General features: G+C 70.1%; 13 protein-coding genes. 8 read left to right on the top strand and 5 right to left on the bottom strand.

Features of this window, described 5'->3' with window-relative positions:
- Window positions 1-60: 60 nt before the first annotated feature.
- Window positions 61-2,952, top strand: coding sequence for an MMPL family transporter (locus ACZZZB_RS07625; RefSeq protein WP_463529333.1), 2,892 nt, complete (start codon window positions 61-63; stop codon window positions 2,950-2,952).
- A 501-nt stretch (window positions 2,953-3,453) separates the two neighbouring features.
- Here the strand turns inward: ACZZZB_RS07625 and ACZZZB_RS07620 are convergent.
- The 3 genes from ACZZZB_RS07620 to ACZZZB_RS07610 all read right to left on the bottom strand — a co-directional run bounded on the left by ACZZZB_RS07620 (window position 3,454) and on the right by ACZZZB_RS07610 (window position 5,806).
- Window positions 3,454-4,704 (bottom strand): type II toxin-antitoxin system HipA family toxin, encoded by a 1,251-nt coding sequence (locus tag ACZZZB_RS07620; RefSeq protein ID WP_463529332.1) that lies wholly within the window; start codon window positions 4,702-4,704, stop codon window positions 3,454-3,456.
- Window positions 4,701-5,021, bottom strand: a complete 321-nt coding sequence (locus ACZZZB_RS07615) for a helix-turn-helix domain-containing protein (protein ID WP_229939967.1) — start codon at window positions 5,019-5,021, stop codon at window positions 4,701-4,703. The genes ACZZZB_RS07620 and ACZZZB_RS07615 overlap by 4 nt, the downstream gene beginning before the upstream one ends.
- 137 nt (window positions 5,022-5,158) lie before the next feature.
- Window positions 5,159-5,806, bottom strand: a complete 648-nt coding sequence (locus ACZZZB_RS07610; RefSeq protein ID WP_191940303.1) for a pyridoxal 5'-phosphate synthase — start codon at window positions 5,804-5,806, stop codon at window positions 5,159-5,161.
- A gap of 157 nt (window positions 5,807-5,963) precedes the next feature.
- Between ACZZZB_RS07610 and ACZZZB_RS07605 the strand changes: the two genes are divergently transcribed.
- On the top strand, window positions 5,964-6,809 hold the full coding sequence (locus ACZZZB_RS07605; RefSeq protein ID WP_463529331.1) for an alpha/beta fold hydrolase: 846 nt from the start codon (window positions 5,964-5,966) through the stop codon (window positions 6,807-6,809).
- A 307-nt stretch (window positions 6,810-7,116) separates the two neighbouring features.
- Here the strand turns inward: ACZZZB_RS07605 and ACZZZB_RS07600 are convergent, their stop codons facing one another.
- Window positions 7,117-8,616, bottom strand: a complete 1,500-nt coding sequence (locus ACZZZB_RS07600) for a PucR family transcriptional regulator (protein WP_137242516.1) — start codon at window positions 8,614-8,616, stop codon at window positions 7,117-7,119.
- 73 nt (window positions 8,617-8,689) lie between these two features.
- Between ACZZZB_RS07600 and ACZZZB_RS07595 the strand changes: the two genes are divergently transcribed.
- The 6 genes from ACZZZB_RS07595 (at window position 8,690) to ACZZZB_RS07570 (ending at window position 16,799) form a co-directional block, all read left to right on the top strand.
- Window positions 8,690-9,826, top strand: coding sequence for a DUF917 domain-containing protein (locus tag ACZZZB_RS07595; protein ID WP_085512084.1), 1,137 nt, complete (start codon window positions 8,690-8,692; stop codon window positions 9,824-9,826).
- Complete coding sequence (locus tag ACZZZB_RS07590; protein ID WP_191940307.1) at window positions 9,823-11,433, top strand: hydantoinase/oxoprolinase N-terminal domain-containing protein; 1,611 nt, start codon at window positions 9,823-9,825, stop codon at window positions 11,431-11,433. Before ACZZZB_RS07595 ends, ACZZZB_RS07590 begins: the two co-directional genes overlap by 4 nt.
- Before the next feature lie 108 nt (window positions 11,434-11,541).
- Window positions 11,542-13,134 (top strand): ABC transporter substrate-binding protein, encoded by a 1,593-nt coding sequence (locus tag ACZZZB_RS07585; RefSeq protein ID WP_191940308.1) that lies wholly within the window; start codon window positions 11,542-11,544, stop codon window positions 13,132-13,134.
- 2 nt (window positions 13,135-13,136) lie between these two features.
- On the top strand, window positions 13,137-14,189 hold the full coding sequence (locus ACZZZB_RS07580; RefSeq protein WP_463529330.1) for an ABC transporter permease: 1,053 nt from the start codon (window positions 13,137-13,139) through the stop codon (window positions 14,187-14,189).
- Window positions 14,190-14,193: 4 nt separating this feature from the next.
- Window positions 14,194-16,014 (top strand): dipeptide/oligopeptide/nickel ABC transporter permease/ATP-binding protein, encoded by a 1,821-nt coding sequence (locus ACZZZB_RS07575; RefSeq protein ID WP_463529329.1) that lies wholly within the window; start codon window positions 14,194-14,196, stop codon window positions 16,012-16,014.
- Window positions 16,011-16,799 (top strand): ABC transporter ATP-binding protein, encoded by a 789-nt coding sequence (locus ACZZZB_RS07570; RefSeq protein WP_463529328.1) that lies wholly within the window; start codon window positions 16,011-16,013, stop codon window positions 16,797-16,799. The genes ACZZZB_RS07575 and ACZZZB_RS07570 overlap by 4 nt, the downstream gene beginning before the upstream one ends.
- 362 nt (window positions 16,800-17,161) lie before the next feature.
- Here ACZZZB_RS07570 and ACZZZB_RS07565 read toward each other — a convergent pair whose 3' ends face one another.
- Window positions 17,162-18,550, bottom strand: coding sequence for an MFS transporter (locus ACZZZB_RS07565; protein WP_463529327.1), 1,389 nt, complete (start codon window positions 18,548-18,550; stop codon window positions 17,162-17,164).
- Between the last annotated feature and the right edge of the window lie 102 nt (window positions 18,551-18,652).

Raw genomic sequence — 18,652 nt, 5'->3', positions numbered from 1 at the left:
GCTTCCCGCTCCGTCCCCGCACACGTCACCAGCACCACCTCCCGAAGAATCGAGACTCCCTTGGCTGAACTGCTGTATCGCCTCGGACGCTTCTCCGCGCGTCGCGCGTGGGCCGTCCTCATCTCCTGGATCGTGATCCTCGGCATCTCAGTGGGTGCGTTCCTCGCCTTCGGTGGCACCCTCTCGAGCGCCGTCACCATCCCGGGCACACCGACCGCGAAGGTCACCGACCAGCTCGAGGAATCGTTCCCGAGCGCCTCCGGTGGCACCGGGGCGATGGTGTTCCACACGAAGGACGGTGACGCCTTCACCGACAGCCAGAAGACCGCGATCGGTGAGCTGCTCGATGAGACGGCCGACCTCAAGGGCGTCGACTCCACGGTCAACCCCTTCGAGACGCAGGAGACGATCGCCGACCAGGCGAGGCAGATCTCCGACGGCAAGACGCAGATCGACGACGGCCGCACCCAGCTGACCGACGGCCAGACGCAGCTCGACGCCGGACAGCAGCAGCTGACCGACGCGCAGACCCAGCTGAGTGCCGCGCTCGCCCAGGCGCAGCAGGCCGCGGGCGGCACACTCCCGGCCGCCGCACAGGCCCAGTTCGACGCGCAGCAGACCGCGATCACCCAGCAGCAGACGGCGCTCGACGCCCAGCAGGCCACCATCACCGAGAACCTCGCGAAGCTCGACGAGCAGAGCACGAAGCTCGAGCTCTCCTCGCAGCTCCTCGACCTCTCCTCGGGTATCCGCACCGTCTCGACCGACGACACCACCGCGGTCGCGAACGTCGTCTTCGACAAGCGCCAGCAGGAGGTCACGCCGGAGACGAAGCAGTCGGTCATCGACCAGGTGAAGGAGGACGTCCCGTCGGGCGTCGAGGTCGAGTTCTCGAACGAGCTCGCGCAGAGCCTGCCGCAGCTGTTCGGCGTGGGTGAGGCGATCGGCCTCATCATCGCGGCGATCACGTTGCTCGTCATGCTCGGCACGGTCATCGCCGCATCGCTCCCGCTCGTCTCCGCGATCGTCGGCGTTGGCGTGGGCGTCACCGCGTCGCTGTCGCTCTCGGGCGTCGTCGACATGCTCTCGATCACGCCGGTGCTCGGCGTCATGCTCGGGCTCGCGGTCGGCATCGACTACTCGCTGTTCATCCTGAACCGGCACCGCAAGCAGCTGCTCGCGGGCGTCGAACTGCACGAGTCCATCGGCCTCGCGAACGGCACCTCGGGCAACGCGGTCGTCTTCGCCGGATCGACCGTCCTCGTCGCGCTGCTGGCGCTCAACGTCACCGGGATCCCGTTCCTCGGCCTGATGGGCACCGTCGGCGCGATCTGCGTCGCCGTCGCCATCCTGCTCGCGGTCACCCTCACGCCCGCCCTGCTGTCGCTGCTCGGCCTCCGCATCCTCAGCCGGAAGGCACGCGGCACCATCGGCACGCCGCGCCCGGACGCCGTCCCGACCAAGCCCATGGGTACCCTGCGCGCCGTCGGCACGCTCGTCGCCGGACTCGTCGTGCTCGGCGTCGTCGCGATCCCCGCGCTCGACATGCGTCTCGGCCTGCCGGACGGCAGCTCGGAGGCCGTCGACTCGACGCAGTACCAGTCCTACACGCTCATCGAGGACAAGTTCGGTGCCGGCGTCAACGGTCCGCTGCTCGTCGTCGCGACGCTGCCCGACGCCGCCACCGACGAGGAAGTCCTCGAGGAGCAGGTGCGGATCGGCCAGGAGATCGCCGACCAGGACGACGTCAAGGCCGTCGCGCCGGTGGGCGCATCGGACGACAACTCCGTCCTCGCCTTCCAGGTGATCCCGAAGGAGGGGCCGAACGCCGTCTCCACGGAACAGCTCGTCCGCGACCTGCGCGACCTCTCGCCGCTGTCGGGCGATGTCGAGCTCGGCGTGGCCGGCAGCGCGAGCGGCAACATCGACGTCTCGAAGCAGCTCTCCGACGCCCTTCCGCTCTACCTGGCGCTCGTGGTCGGCTTGTCGCTGATCATCATGATCCTCGTGTTCCGCTCGATCCTCGTGCCGCTCACCGCGACGCTCGGCTTCATGCTGTCCCTCGCGGCGACCTTCGGGGGCATCACGGCGATCTTCCAGTGGGGCTGGCTCGGACCGGTGTTCGGCGTGCACGACCCGGGGCCCATCCTGAGCTTCCTGCCGACGATCCTCATCGGCATCCTCTTCGGGCTCGCGATGGACTACCAGCTGTTCCTCGTGTCCGGCATGCGTGAGGCGTTCGCCCACGGTGCCCCGGCGCGCCTGGCGGTCCAGCGCGGGCTGCACGCCGGCCGGACGGTCGTCGTGGCAGCGGCGATCATCATGATCTCCGTCTTCGGCGGGTTCATCTTCTCCCACTCGGCGATGATCCGGTCCATCGGCTTCGGTCTGGCGTTCGGCGTGCTCGTCGACGCGTTCGTCGTCCGCATGCTCCTCATCCCGGCGGTCATGCACCTGCTCGGGAAGAGCGCCTGGTGGATCCCGAAGTGGCTCGACCGCATCCTGCCGAACGTCGACGTCGAGGGTGCCGCGCTCGAGCGCAGCCACCCGGCGCATCACGTCGAGGCCGGTGACACGGGTTCGGTCGCGACCGCCCCGTCGAGCGGCGAGCCGCGGAACGCGGTCGACGGCGCGGAGACGGCTGCCCTCGGTGCCGGCGTGACCGCGGGGACGGCCGCACACGTGGCCGCACCGTCGAGTGAGCTGACCCGCCGGGAGGCGGCCGCCGCCGAGCGGACGCACCCGGCGCACGTGCTCACGACCGACCCCGACCCGGCCGACCAGCAGGTCTCCCGGGTGGAGCCCGGGCTCGACGTCATCGTGCACCCGGCGACCGCCGGTGTGCAGCGCGTGGCCGTCGGTGCCTACGTCATCGCGGTCGACGCCGACAACGGCACCGCGGTCGTCGAGCCGCCCGTCGGTGGCGTCGTGGTCGTCCGCGCGCCGAGGTAGCGCGGGCCCCGGGGCCCTGAGCTGCCTGCCCGGTCCTTGAGCGGCCTACTCGGTCCCTGAGCTGCGCCGCACTGAGCCTGTCGAAGTGTCGAAGGGCCAGCCCCCGGTCCCTGAGCTTGTCGAAGGGCATTTCGACAGGCTCAATGACCGGGTCTACTCGGTCCCTGAGCTTGTCGAAGGGTGAGGTTCTCCGGGTGCATTTCGACAGGCTCAATGACCGGGTCTACTTGGTCCCTGAGCTTGTCGAAGGGTGAGGTTCTCCGGGTGCATTTCGACAGGCTCAATGACCGGGTCTACTTGGTCCCTGAGCTTGTCGAAGGGCATGTCGACAGGCTCAATGACCGGGTCTACTCGGTCCCTGAGCTTGTCGAAGGGCATTTCGACAGGCTCAATGACCGGGTTCGGGCTCAATGACCGGGTTCGGGCTCAATGACCGGGCTCGGCTCCATGACCGGGTTCGAGCTCAATGGCCGGGGACTTCCCGGTGGCCGGGCCGCTCGGTCACTGGGAAGGCATCTCGAGGGCACGGTGCCGGTTGTCGCCGTCGAACGCACGCTCGGCCACGACCGCGGCTTCAGGCGAGATGCCGTAGCCGATCGCGACCGTCCGCCAATCCATCGTGCGCTCCGCTGTTTCGCGGATGATCGAAGCGGCGGCCGTCGCCGAGAGACGGAACGCATCGTGCACGGCGCGGAGTTCGCGGATGTCACGACCGTATCGTTCGCCTCCTTCGGTGATGGGCGTGGCCTCCACTCGGTCTGGGCGCCGGTTCGGTTCCAGGTCGAAGACCGGTGACAGCTTCCAGCCGGTGTGTTGCCGGAGGAACCCGTGGTTCCGGAAATGGTCGTCCACGTTGCCGATGAGCAGGCTGAGTGCGACTCGTCGGAACAGTTCGGCGAGATCCACTCGCGGGGTCGGGCTTGCGAACGCGACTGCTTCGGCCAGATGGACGTACGACAGAGGCTGGTCCTCCGGTTTCGTGGTGAGCGAGTGAGCACTGAGATACCCGATGCGCTGCTCGCCGACGCGGTCGAACCGTTTCGTGAGCAGGATCGACCGGCCCTCGGCGATCCGCTCCAGCTCGAAGGCGGGTGTCTCGACACCTGACTGACGGGCGAGCGCGAGCGCCGTCGCCTCCCAGGCCATCGGGTCGGAGTATTCGGTGTCGCGAGCGAACTTCGCCATCCAGAGTGCGTCGTGATGACGGACGACCGCCTTCGGGCGCGCTCCTCCGGCGCTGGTCCCTGCTTCGATCAGCACCGCGAGCTCCTCGTCGGACTCGGTGCCTGTCTCGAATGCCCGTGCTGCTGCAAGGATCCGTGGCAGGTCGTGAACCTGAGCCACGGGATGGGTGCGTCGCCCGAGGAACGTGCCTTTCGCCGCGAAACGCAAGGCACCCTGGCGTGTTTCGTCATTCACGTGCAGCAGGCAGTCCAGCCCGCTTCGCGCCTGCGTTCCCGCGCGGATGATCCGACGTCCCCAGCTGTCAGGCATGGCATCGCCGAGTGCACCGAGCGATTCACGGCCCGACCACGCACGGAGCGGACCAGCGCTCCGTGGCATGTCCGGCGACAGATCGTAGCCGCGTGGATCGAGGAGGAACGATTCCGCGTATCGGAAGACGATGCCGGGCGCCGCCGACCCCGGGAGCCCGTCGGTCGTGACCCGCCCGGCTGGGACTTCGGCGCCGTCTGGCAGCACCAGGCTCACGTTTACCTCGATCAGGTGGTCGGGCGCCATGTCGACGGTCATCGTGGATCGTCTGAGGACGTCGGCGTAGGGATCCGGACGCGCTCGACGCCAGTTCGAGCGAAGTTCCGCGAGCCGAAATCGCTCGCCAGTGGATCGGACGCGTCGACGACCTGGGACAGGATCCCGACAGCTCGGAGCGCCGCGAACAGATTCTCGGAGGAGGTCGACCGTCCGTTCTCGATGGCGCGCAGCGTGTCCCGCGAAATACCGGCGCGCTCAGCGACGATGTCCGCCGTCAGGCCGATGATCTTGCGCCAGGCTCGGACGTTCGATCCGAGACGGACCATCTCGCGGCTCAGACCTGGACCACTGGCCATCGTGTACCTCATCCCATAATGACGATAATGTTCGTCACTATACGCTGTAACGGCGGACATTCTCTTCATACGCAGGGATGGACGTGCCGGGTCGCATTTCGAGAGGTTCGGTGGCACAAGCTGTTCGAACGGCGTGGCTACGGCTGCAGGCGGTCCACGATCCAGCCGCCGTCGGCTGCGAGATAGCGGAGGCGCCGGTGCATGCGGTCGCGGCTGGCGTGCCAGAACTCGACCATGTCGGGGACGAGCCGGAACCCGACCCACGTGGCCGGCCGGGGCACGTCGTCGCCCTCGCGCTCGAGCAACGCGTTCGCCTGCGCGATGAGGGCGTCGAGGGTCTCCTCCGGGCCGTCGCGGAACGGCGTCGACTGGTGGGCGACCGCCGTCGCCGCTCGTGACTTCGGTGAGCGATCGGCGAACAGCGCGTCGGACTCCTCGGCGCTCAGCTGCTCGACGCGGCCCTCGAAGCGGAGCTGCTGCATCGTCTCGCGCCAGTACACCTGGAGAGCGGCGCTCGGGTTCTCGGCGAGCTGCCCGCCCTTCCGGCTCTCGGTCGAGGAGCCGAAGATCAGGCCGCGATCGTCGAGCGTCTTCACATCGACGGTCCGCGCGCTGACGACGCCGACCGAGGTGGCGGTCGCGAGGGTCATCGATCGGGGTTCGCTGACGTCCCGCTCGATCGCTGCGGCGAGCCACTGCTGAGCGAGCAGCATGGGTTCGGCGGGCGGGGTGTCGAACTCGGGCAGCTGCAGGGTGTCGTCTCCGGAGAGGGGTTCGGCGCTCATGTCGCGAGCCTACCCGCGTTGTCCTCGGTGCCGACGGCTGGGGCGCCGGCACAGTCTCCACCGGAACCGTGGTGTCCGGGCACATGGTGCATGGTCAGGCCGCGGGCTAGCCTCGGAACGCCCGCCAGGGAGCACGTTCGAGGAGAGTGAGCACCGCATGCCGTACACCGACACCGACGACGTCTCGATCTACTACGAGGTGGAGGGCGACCCCGCCGACCCGGTGATCGTGCTCATCGCGGGCGGCGGTGCGCAGCTGCTCACCTGGCGTGACCCGTTCCGGGCGATGCTCGTGGACGAGGGTTTCCGCGTCGTGCGGTTCGACAACCGCGACGTCGGCTTCTCGCAGCGGTTCGGTGGTGAGACCGACCTCGACGGCGGGTACTCGCTCGCCGACATGGGTGACGACGTCCTGCGGGTGCTCGACCACCTCGGGGTCGAGCAGGCGCACCTCGTCGGGCACTCGATGGGCGGCATGATGGCGCAGATGGTCGCGCTCGACCATCCGGAGCGCGTGCTGAGCCTCGGTCTGCTGTCCACGATCCCTGGCCAGGACCCGCGCTACATCCTGCACGGCGACCGGCGCGAGCTGCTCGTCGCGCCTGTGCGGTACACCCGGGAGGAGTCCGTCGCCGCGATGGCGGAGCTCGCCGCACCCGTGCCCGGCGCGCGCTACCAGCCGGACACCGCGTGGGAGGTGTGGGCGACGGGCGAGGCCTACGACCGCGGCTACGCGCCGGAGGGCTTCAGTCGGCAGTGGGCGGCGCTCCTGCGTGCGCCCGAGCGACTCGAGCGGTTGCGCGACGTGACCGTCCCGACCCTCGTGCTCCACGGTCGCGAGGACGACGTCCTGCACTGGACCTCCGCGGTCGACATCGCCCAGGCGATGCCGGCGGCCGAGCTCCACGTCCTCCCCGGCATGGGGCACCTCATCCCCGCCGAGCTCTGGCCGACGCTCGCCGCGGGCATCGTCCGAGTGGCGAGGAGCTCGTCCGGTCATTGAGCTTGTCGAAATGCGGCACGGAGGACGTGTCGCCGACGGGAAGGCACCGCGTGGGCCCTTCGACAGGCTCAGGGACCGGGAAGACCTGTGCCCGGTCATTGAGCCTGTCGAAATGCGGCACGGAGGACGTGTCGCCGACGGAAAGGCACCGCGTGGGCCCTTCGACAGGCTCAGGGACCGGGAAGACCTGTGCCCGGTCATTGAGCTTGTCGAAATGCAGCGAAGAGGACGTGTCGCCGACGGGAGGGCTATGCGTGGGCCCTTCGACACGCGGTTCCTGAGCCTGTCGAGGGGCAGGGACCGGGTCCTACGGCATGCCGATGAGCCGCACCCGGCAGGCGAGCTCCGCGGCGAAGCGGACGTCCGGGTCGGCGAGGTCGAGTTCGAGCGACTGCTCGATGCGCCGGATCCGGTAGTTCACCGCGTTCGGATGCAGGTTCAGCTCGGCCCCGGCCCGCGCGAGGGAGTTCCGATGGCTGAGGTAGGAGAGGAGCGTCCGCACCGAGATCGTGGCCCGCTCCGGCCCGAGGGCGTCGAGCGGCGAGAGGATGTCGTCGAGGAGCGTCCGGCTGAGCGGTGAGGCGTAGAAGTCGAGGAGCACCCGCCGCAACCCGGTGACGTCCGTCGCCTCCATGGTGCCGAAGCGGCCACCCGCGATGGCCGCTTCAGCCGCGACCCGCGCCTCGGTCGCGGACTGCCGAAGCCCCGCCGCCCCGCTCTGCGGCGTCCCGAGTCCGACCGTGAAGGTCCACTCCGGCCCCGCGATCGTCGCAGCGTGCGCGACGATCCGCTCCATCACGTCGCGCAGGCGCCGCTGGTGGTCGGGTGCGCCGAGCTCCTCCGACGCGATGACGACGATCTCGTCGCGCCGCATCGCAAGGTGCCACTGCTCCTCGCGCTGGTCGACGAGTTGCAGTGCGAAGAGCTCGACGGAGGGCGCGAGGACGGTGGGTGCGCGGCGGTCGGGATCGCTCGCGTGCTTCGGGGTCAGCCACGCCACCGCGTGCGACAGCTGCAGTGGCAGACCGGCACGGACCGCGTCCATCGCGAAGCCGTCGATGCGGGACGACTCCGCGAAGATCAGCTCGATGATGAGCTCCGCCCGCGAGCGAACCGAACCGAACCGTCCGTGCAGCTCCCGTTGTAGGGCGCGCGAGAGGACGGAGGCGATGACCGGGAGGGCGATCGCCGCGGCCGGGTCGTCGCGCTCGGCGTGGACCCGGCCGATCGGGATCTCACCGATGCACACCGCGTCCGGTTCGAGCCAGCTCGCGCTCGCATCCTCGACGAGCGTGACGGGCACCCCGAGCGTCGTGCTGGCGACCTCGAGGATCGCCTCCCGCACGCCGACACCCGACGCCTGCTCCGCTTCGGCCGCGGACGCGCTGATCACCCGTTGGATCGCGAACTCGGCGCGCGACATCGCCTCCTCGGCACCACCGCGGATCGTGCGGTCCATGAGCACGGCGAGGTCGGAGGCGATGCCCTCGCTCATGATCACCGGCAGACCACCGCGGTCCGCGAGGGCCCGCGAGGTCTCGGCGACGGGGAACGCACCGACGAACACGAGGCCCGCGCACCCCGCGGCGATGGCCCGGCGGATGGCGATGTCGACCTGGTACGGCCTCGGGACGGCGCCGTCGGGGGTCGTCACGATGGCGATGGAGTGCTCGGTCGCGTCGTTCAGCTCGTCGAGCGCGAGGATCTCGACGCCGGTGACCGGGACGCCGGCGGGGGCACCGGCGACGCAGCGGGCACCGAGATGCTCGGCTTGGAGGATGACGTCGGCGACGGTGACTTGGGCCATGAGCACATTCTGCCCCGATTGTGTGGGCCATGGGAACATTGTCGTGGTTCCCCGCCCTGCCTACGCTCGGTACATGTCAACGAACCACCCCGCTGCACGCTCCGCAGCGTCGGCCACGCCGATCACCAGCATCACCCTGGCCGACGTGCCGGCGCTCGCCGCAGGATGCGCCATCTTCGGTACCGGTGGCGGCGGCGCGGTGCAGACCCCGCAGCTCGGCGTCGAGATCGCCCTGGAGCAGTTCGGTCCGGTCCCCGTCAAACAGGTCGCCGACCTCGACGCGGACGACGTGGTCGTCGCCATGTCCGGCATCGGCGCGCCCTCCGTGGGCTTCGAGATGCTCGGCGCGAGCGGCCAGGCCGAGATCATCGTCGAGGAGATCGAGCGCCTCACGGGCAAGCGCATCACCACGATCATGGCGACGGAGATCGGCGGCAGCAACGGCGTCGGCCCTGTCGGCTGGGCCGCGAGCCTCGGTCTCAGCATCCTCGACGCCGACGGCATGGGACGCGCCTTCCCGGAAGCGCCGATGACCGCGATGAACGTCGCGAACCTCCCGCCCGGGTATGCGGTCCTGAGCGATGTGATCGGCAACGTCTCGATCCTGCGACCGGTCAGCCTCGCCTGGCTCGAGCGCCACGCCCGCGCCCTCACCGTGGCGAGCGGCGCGATCTCGATCGGCGCCAACTACGTCATGGACCGCGACACCGTCCGGGGAGCTGTCATCGAGGGCAGCGTCAGCCGCGCCGTGCAGGTCGGGCGCCGGCTCCTCACCGCCACCGACCCCGTCGGCGCGCTCACGGACGAACTCGGGGCGTCCCTCATCACGGGTGGCAAGGTCGTCGACATCGAGCGCCGCACCGAGGGCGGGTTCACACGCGGCTCCGTCACGGTCGAGGGGATCGGCGAGCACCGCGGTCGCCTCACCCGCGTGGAGATCCAGAACGAGAACCTCGTCGTCATGGAGGACGGAGCGGTCATCGTCAGCGTCCCCGACCTCGTCACGATCGTCGACTCCGAGACGGGCGACGCGATCTCCACCGAGATGCTGCGCTTCGGGCAGCGGGTGAGCGTCCTCGCCTGGGCGTGCGATCCACTGTGGCGCACCGAGCGCGGCCTCGAACTCGCCGGCCCGCGCGCGTTCGGCTACGACCTCGACTACGAGCCCTTCGGTGTGAGCGCCGACGAGACCATTGGAGCGACCCGATGAGCGCCGGCACCACTACCAGCACCGTCACCGACACCTCGGGCGAACTCGCGATCGGCATCGACGTCGGCGGGACCAACACCGACGCCGTCGCGCTCTCGGGCACGGGCGAGGTCGTCTCATGGACGAAGCAGCCCACCACCCGCGACGTCACGGGCGGTATCCGGGCGGCGCTCGCCGAGGTCCTCGACCAGCTCGGCGACGACCGGAGCCTCGTCACCCGCGTCATGCTCGGCACCACCCACGCGACCAACGCGATCGTCAACCGTCGCGACCTCGGTCGCGTCGTCGTCATCCGACTCGGCTCGCCCGCCGCCACCTCGCTCCCGCCGCTCGCAGGCTGGCCGCGGGAACTGCGCGACGTCGTGCTCGCGGGGAGCATCCTCGCGGGCGGCGGCCACCTCGTCGACGGCTACCCGATCGCCCCGCTCGACCGCGACCTCATCCGCCGGGAGCTCGACGCCCTGGCCGGCACCTTCGACGCGGTCGCCGTCTGCGGCATCTTCAGCCCGTCGTTCCCCGAGCAGGAGCTCGAGGTCGAGGCGCTCGTCCAAGACCACGTCGGGGTCGACATCCCGGTGTCGCTGAGCCACGAGATCGGCGCGCTCGGGTTGTTGGAGCGCGAGAACGCGACCGTCCTGAACGCGTCGCTTTACGCCGTCGCCCGCGACGTGACGAACGCGCTCACGACCGTCGTCGCCGAGGAACGACTCGACGCGACCACCTACTTCGCCCAGAACGACGGCACGCTCATGGCCGTCGAGTACGCGGCGCGTTACCCGGTGCTCACGATCGGTTCCGGGCCGGCGAACTCCATCCGCGGGGCCGCCTTCCTCTCCGGTGCCGACAACGCGATCATCATCGACGTCGGCGGCACGACGAGCGACCTCGGCGTGCTCGTCGACCGGTTCCCCCGCGAGTCGACGCTGCCCCGCGAGGTCGGTGGCGTGCGGACGAACTTCCGCATGCCCGACATCCTGAGCGTCGGCCTCGGTGGCGGCACGATCGTCGACACCGCGACCGGTGTCCCGCGGCACGACTCGGTCGGTTACCGCCTCACCGAGGAGGCGCTGCTGTTCGGCGGCACCACCCCGACCCTCACCGACGCGGCCTCGCTCCAGTTCGGCATCGCCGACCGCGAGCTGCCGCCCCTCGACCGCGCGACCCGCCAGGCGCTCGAGCACGCGCTCGGCGTCGCCCACGAACGCATCGAGTCCGCCGTCGAGCGCATGTCGCTCGGCCGCACCGGCCTCCCGCTCGTCGTCGTCGGCGGCGGAGGATTCCTCGTCCCGGACGCCGTCCTCGGCGCGAGCGAGGTCCTGCGCCCGGCGCGCGGCAACGTCGCCAACGCCGTGGGCGCGGCCATCGCGCTCGCCGGCGGGCGCTCCGATCAGCTCTGCGACTTCGCCGACCGCGCAGCCGCCATCGAGGAGGCAGGACGCTCCGCGATCGAGAAGGCGATCCAGGCCGGCGCAGACCCGCGCTCGGTCGAGATCGTCGACGTGCTCGAGACCCCCGTCTCGTACGCGACCCGCCCCACCCTGAAGGTCTCCGTGAAGGCTGCGGGTCCCCTCGCCCGCATCGGCACGGCGACCCGACAGCGCATCTGACGCACCACCGCACCAGCACCGCTCTCCACCAGCACCAGCACGGCACCTCTCACCCCATCTGATCCGGCCACCCGCGCACCACGGCCACCCGAGTACGAAGGATCCAGCATGAACAACAAGCGGAAAGCCGCGGCGGCACTCGCCACCGCGGCCCTCACCGCGGTGGCCCTCACCGCGTGCACCTCCTCGCAATCCTCCGATTCCTCCGGCGAGTACGTCTCCGGCGGCACCTTCGTCACCGCCATGAGCGGCGACCCGGGGAGCCTCGTCCCCATGACGGGCATCAGCCTCGAGGCCCGCGAGATCATCAGCTTCCACTACGAGTCGCTCGTGTACGTCAACGCCGACGGCGAGCTCCTGCCCTGGCTGGCCGAGAGCTGGGAGGAGGACGCCACCTCCACCTCCATCACCTACACGCTCAAGGACGGCATCACCTGCGCCGACGGCACCCCGTTCACCGCGGAGACCGCTGCGGCGAACATCACCTACAACGCCGACCCGGCCAACGCGACCTTCTACTACGGCGCGCAGGTCTCCGAGCGGATGACCGCGACCGCCGACGGCAACCAGCTCACCGTCACGAGCTCGACGCCCGACCCGTTCATCCTCGCCAACACCGGCACCGTCGAGATGGTCTGCCAGGCCGGCCTCGACGACCCGGACTCCCTCGTCGAGACGATGAACGGCACCGGCCTCTTCACCCTCGACAAGGCGACCCCCGGCTCCAGCTACACCTTCACGAAGCGCGACGACTACACCTGGGGTCCCGAGGACGTCACGAGCGACACGAAGGGCCTGCCGGACACCTTCGAGGTCCGCGTCGTCACCGACCCCGGGACCGCCGCGAACCTGCTGCTCTCCGGTGACGTGAACGCCGCGAGCATCGGCGGCGCCGACCAGGACCGCGTCGAGGCCGCCGGTCTCGGCAGCGAGGGCGTGCGCAACCCGATCGGCGAGATGCTCTTCAACGAGCGTCCTGAGCGCCCCACCTCCGACCCGCTCGTCCGTGAGGCCCTCGTCACCGCGATCGACCGCGAGCAGGTCGGTGAGGTCGTCACCGACGGCACCGCCGAGGAGTCGAAGTCGCTCGTCGTGAAGAGCCCGTACCTCTGCGTCGCCGACGGCCCGCAGTGGACGCTCCCCGAGACGGACGTCGAGAAGTCCGGCGAGCTGCTCGACGAGGCGGGCTGGACGCTCGGTTCCGACGGCAAGCGGTCGAAGGACGGCGAGCCGCTGACGATCAAGTTCATCTACGACGCGGCCACCCCGAGCCACGCGGCAGCGGCCGAGCTCGTGCAACAGACCTGGGACGAGCTGGGCGTCACGACGGAGCTCTCGGGCAACGACGCGAACGCCTGGTCCGAGCAGTTGTTCTCGACCTTCGACTGGGACACCGGCTTCGTGCAGATCGCTCCGGGCGGACCGGTCATCGTGAACACCTTCTTCGGTGGCGAGACCCCGGACAAGGGCGGCAACAACTTCATGTTCGTCGACAACCCGGAGTACGACGCGCTCGCCGAGCAGGCCAAGACGGCCAGCCCGGAGGAGACGTGTGACCTCTGGCAGCAGGCCGAGGCGAAGCTCATCGAGCGGACGGACGTGTTCCCGATCGCCGACGCGCAGGACTTCCTGTACCTGAACGGCGCCGAGGTCGAGCGTCCGAACTTCATCCGCCCGACGAGCATCCGGATGGTCGGCTGATCATGACGATCCCCTCGACCGTGACCACCGAGCAGGCCACCGAGCAGGCCCCGGGCCCCGGCGGCCCGGCGGTCGCGCGTCGAGGGGGTCGCGGCGTCCTCGGCGGACTCTCTCCGCGGACCTCGTTCATCCTCCGACGACTCGGCCGGGTGCTCGTCTCCCTCGCCATCGTCATCGTCGCGACGTTCCTGATCGTGCAGCTCGTGCCGGGCGACCCGGTGCGGGCTGCGCTCGGGAACAGTGCGACCCCGGAACTCGTCGAGCGGACGCGCGCCGACCTCGGCCTGAACGTGCCGGTGCCGGAGCAGTTCGTCAACTACGTCAGCGGGCTGTTCCGCGGCGACTTCGGGACGGCGATCGGGTCACAGCGGCCGGTCGCCGACACGATCGCGCAGCGCTTCCCGGTGACGCTCACCCTCGCGGTCGCGTCCTTCCTCCTCGCGGCGATCGGCGCCTTCCCCATCGGCGTCGCGACCGCGGTGTCCTCGCGCACCGGCCGCCGTCGCCTCGCCGACCTCGGCGTCTCGGGTCTGCTCGGCGTGCTGATCGCCATCCCGAGCCTGCTGCTCGCCGTCGGTCTCATCGCGGTGTTCAGCATCGGGCTCAAGGTACTCCCGGCCGCCGGCTGGGGAGGCTTCGACCAGGCGATCCTGCCGGTGGTGGCCCTCGCGGTCGGTCCGATGGCCTACCTCGCCCGCATCGTGCACGTGGAGATGCTGGCCGTCCTCGAGATGCCGTACATGACCACGGCACGGAGCAAGCGCCTCCCGACACACCTCGTCTACCTCCGGCACGCGCTGCCGAACATGGTGACCTCGACGCTCACGATCGGCGGCATCATCCTCACGGGCATGGTCGCCGGCACCGTGCTCATCGAGACGGTCTTCGCCATCCCCGGTCTCGGGACGAGCATCGTGTCGTCGATCACCTCGAAGGACTACCCGATGATCCAGGGCATCGTGCTCGTGTACGCGATCCTCGTCCTCGGCCTCAACCTCCTCATCGACATCGCGCTCGCGACGATCGATCCGCGCTCCTCGATCACGGAGGGCTGAGCTCATGAGCACTCGTCCGACCACCTCCAGGCCCACGCCCTCACGCCGGTCCCCGGTGCTCGACCGCCTCCGCACCCCGCGCGGCCTGACCGGCGCGATCGGAGCGCTCCTCATCATCGTGGTCGCGGTCGTCGGCCCGACCGTCTGGGGGTCCGCCGCCGACACGACGTCCGTGGCCGACCGCCTCGCCGGTGCGAGCCTCGCCCACCCCTTCGGCACCGACGAGCTCGGCCGCGACGTCTTCGCACGGGTCATGGTCGCCACGCGGGTGTCCGTGCTGCTGACCCTCGGCGCGACGGCGATCTCCGTCGTCGGCGGCGTCCTGCTCGGGGCCGTCGCGACGGTCCTGCCTCGACCGCTCCGCCGACTCGTGACCGCACTCATCGACATCCTGCTGTCGTTCCCCTGGCTGCTCATGGCGCTGTTCTTCTCGGTGATCTGGGGCGCGAGCGCCACCGGCGCGATGCTCGCCGTCGGGTTCGCCGGCGTGCCGACCTTCGCCCGCCTCACCTACACGCTCGCCTCGTCGCTCATCGGTCGCGACTACGTGAAGGCCGCGCGGATCGCGGGTGTCGGGCAGGCGGAGGTGCTCGTCCGGCACGTCATGCCGAACATGCTCCCGCCGATGCTCGTGAACGCGGCGGTCTCCGCCTCCGGCACGCTCCTCGCCTTCGCCGGCCTGTCCTTCCTCGGTCTCGGGGTGCAGGCGCCCGAGTACGACTGGGGTCGCCTCCTCGGCCTCGGTATCGCCCGCATCTACGGGAACCCGATGGCAGCGATCGGTCCCGGCATCGCGCTCGTCGTGTGCGGCGTCATCTTCACGCAGCTCGGCGAACTCTGGAACGAGTCGTCGAAGCGGCTCCTCGGACTGCCGGCGCCGGCGCGACGTCGCACCGCGGCTCCCGCGACCGCCTCGGCTGCGGCCGCGACGCCGGCCGACCAGGAGCCCGTCGTGCAGGTGCGCGACCTCCGCGTCGCCTTCCCGGACCGCGACGGCCGACTCGTCGAGCGCGTCCACGGCATCAGCCTCACGATCATGCCCGGCGAGGTCGTCGGTGTCGTCGGCGAGTCCGGATCGGGCAAGTCGGTGAGCGCGATGGCGATCGCCGCCCTCCTCGGGCCCGACTCCTCGGTGCAGGCCTCGGAGCTGAGCTTCCGCGGGATCGACATGACCGCACCGCTGACGAAGGCCGAGCGCAGCCGCCTCGGCCTCGAGCTGGCGATGGTCTTCCAGGACCCGCTCACTTCGCTCAACCCTTCGCTCACGATCGGCAAGCAGCTCCGCGAGACCGTCGAGGTCCATGAGGGGCTGTCGGCGGCCGAGTCGACGAAGCGCGCCGAGGCCGCACTCGAGTCGGTGCGGATCCCGCTTCCGGCCAAGCGCCTGAAGCAGTTCCCGCACGAGCTGTCCGGCGGCATGCGCCAGCGGGCCATGATCGGCATGGGGCTCATGGGACGCCCGAAGCTGCTCATCGCCGACGAGCCCACGACGGCGCTCGACGTGACGGTGCAGCGCCAGGTCCTCCGCGTGCTCCACGAGGCGCAGGAGCAGACGGGCGCTGCGATCCTGCTCATCTCGCACGACATCGCCCTCGTCAGCGGGTTCTGCGACCGCATCCTCGTCATGAAGGACGGCCGCATCGTCGAATCGCTCGACGCCGACCGCCTCCACGAGGCGCGGCACCCGTACACCCGCGGGCTCATCGCCTGCGTCCCCGACATGACCTCCGACCGCACCATGCCGCTCCCGGTCATCGGTGCGATCGACGAGGACGACCTGGCCGATCGGGACCAGCCCATCACCACCGAAGGACAGCGCGCATGACCGGTCTCGAGTTCTCCGGCCTCACGGTCCGCTACGGCCACGGCGCGTCCGCGCACACCGCGGTCGACGGCTTCGACCTCACGGTCCGCCCGGGCACGTCCCACGGCCTCGTGGGGGAGTCCGGCTCGGGCAAGTCGACGGTCGCCGCGGCCGCCGTCGGCCTCGTCATGCCGAGCGCCGGTGGCATCCGACTGAACGGTGCCGACATCGTCGGGCGCTCGTCCGCTGCCCGCCGTGCGCGTCGACGCGTGCAACTCGTCTTCCAGGACCCGTACTCCGCGCTCGACCCACGCATGCCGATCGGTCTGTCGATCGCCGAGGGGTCCCGGGCGACCGGGCGCTCCTGGAGCCGCTCCGAGCAGCGGTCCCGGGTGGGCGAGCTGCTCGAGCGCGTGCACATCGACCCGGACCGGGCTGGCGACCTGCCGTCGGCGTTCTCGGGCGGTCAGCGGCAGCGCATCACGATCGCCCGAGCGCTCGCGGCCGAACCGGAGGTCCTCATCGCCGACGAGATCACCTCGGCGCTCGACGTGTCGGTGCAGGGCGTCGTCCTCAACCTGCTGCGCGAGCTGCAGCGTGAGCTCGAACTCACGGTGCTGTTCATCTCACACAACCTCGCCGTCGTGAACTACATGTGCGACTCGGTGAGTGTCATGCAGGCCGGCCGGGTCGTCGAAGCGGGCCCGACGGCCACCGTCCTGGCCGCTCCCGAGGACGCCTACACCCGCGAGCTGCTGGCCTCCGTGCCCGTGATGGGCCGTCGCATGACCTGGGACGAGGACTAGCCAGGGACCGGGGGTCACCGGGTCGGCCTCTTCCGGTCACTGAGCTTGTCGAAGTGCCCACGGGTGACGTCGCCCTTCGACAGGCTCAGGGACCGGGTCTGCGGGCCAGAGCCCTCCCAATTACTGAGCGCACCTCTCCCGGTCACTGAGCTCACCTCCGCCGGTCACTGAGCTTGTCGAAGTGCCCACGGGTGACGCCGCCCTTCGACAGGCTCAGGGACCGCGTCTGCCGGGTTGGCCTGGTTCCGGTCACTGAGCTCACTTCTTTCGGTCACTGAGCTCACCTCCGCCGGTCACTGAGCTTGTCGAAGTGCCCACGGGTGACGTCGCCCTTCGACAGGCGCAGGGACCGGGGGGGCAGGTCAGCCGCGCTGCTTGCGCGGCAGGGTCTCCGGGAGGAACGCGATCCCGACGATGCCGATCGCGCTGAGCACCAGCAGGTACGCCGCCACCAACCACGGTGCGCCACCGCTCGCGGCGACGAGCGCGGTCGCGACCAGCGGGACCGTCCCGCCGACGAGGGCGGCCGGGATCTCCCGCGAGAGTGCGATGCCGCTCCAGCGCATCGAGGTCGGGAAGATCTCGGCGAGCAGTGCACCCGAGGTGCCGATGGTGGCCCCCTGGATGACGGCGAGGCCCAGGATGAGGCCCAGTGCGACGAGGGCCGACTGCTCCGTGTCGTAGAGCAGGAACATCGGGAACGCGTAGACCACGCCGAAGATCGCGGCGCCCATGAGGACGGGCTTCCGACCGATGCGGTCGGCGAGGCGACCGAACAGCAGCGCCGTCGGGATGGTCAGGACTTCGGCGACGATGAGCCCGATGAGCGCCTCCGTCGGGTTCACGCTCAGCGTGCCCGTCACGTACGACAGCGAGAACACCTGCACGACGTAGACCCACGGCAGCGCGAACGCGAAGAGCCCCATGCCGCAGAGGATCACCCGCCAGTGCGAGCGGATGGCGCCGACCAGTGGTGCCGAGGTGACCGCGCCGCGCTCTTCGGCACTCTCGAACGCCTTCGTCTCCTTGACCCGCAGACGGAAATACAGCGCGAACGCGACGATGACGACGCTCGCGAGGAACGGGATCCGCCAACCCCAGCTCTGGAACTGCTCGATCGGGAGCGTGCTGACCACGGCGAAGACGGTGGTCGCGAGCGCCATGCCCACGTAGACGGAGGCGCCGGGGAACGACGCGGCGAACGCGCGGTGCTTCACATCGGCGGACTCGCTCGCCATCGTGATCGCGCCGGCGAATTCGGCGCCCGAGCCCATGCCCTGGAAGATCCGCAGCACGATGAGCAGGATCGGCGCCCAGATGCCGATGGCGTCGGCGGTGGGGAGGAGGCCGATGAAGGTGGTCGCGACGCCCATGAAGAGGAGCGTGATGAGCAACGTCGGTTTGCGCCCGAGCTTGTCGCCGTAGTGGGCGAAGATCAGGCCGCCGATCGGGCGGGCACCGAAGCCGACCGCGAAGCCGGCGAACGCGCCGAGCAGGCCGGCGAGGTCACCGGCGCCGGGGAAGAACAGCGGCGCGAACACGAGCGCGGAGGCCAGCCCGTAGAGGGTGAAGTCGTACCACTCGATGACGGTGCCGACCGAGCTGGCGAGGATGGCGCGGCGACGCTGCACCCGGGAGTCGAGGCCGTCGCGATCGATGTCGCTCTGGCCGACGGCGGTGGTGTCTGCTCCGCGTGGGTCGCTCTCGCGCGGGCTGTGGATGGAGATGGCACTCCTTCGTGTTGGGCGCACCCGGACGGCCGGGACGCCTGACGAGGCTACCGGCCGTCTGGAGGCTCAGCCCATGTGCGGTCGGCACACTCCGAAGCCGATCCGGTGCGTCGGGAGCACACG

Source organism: Plantibacter sp. AC185 (genome assembly GCF_979258065.1).
This window is presented reverse-complemented; position numbering and strand designations above follow the sequence as displayed.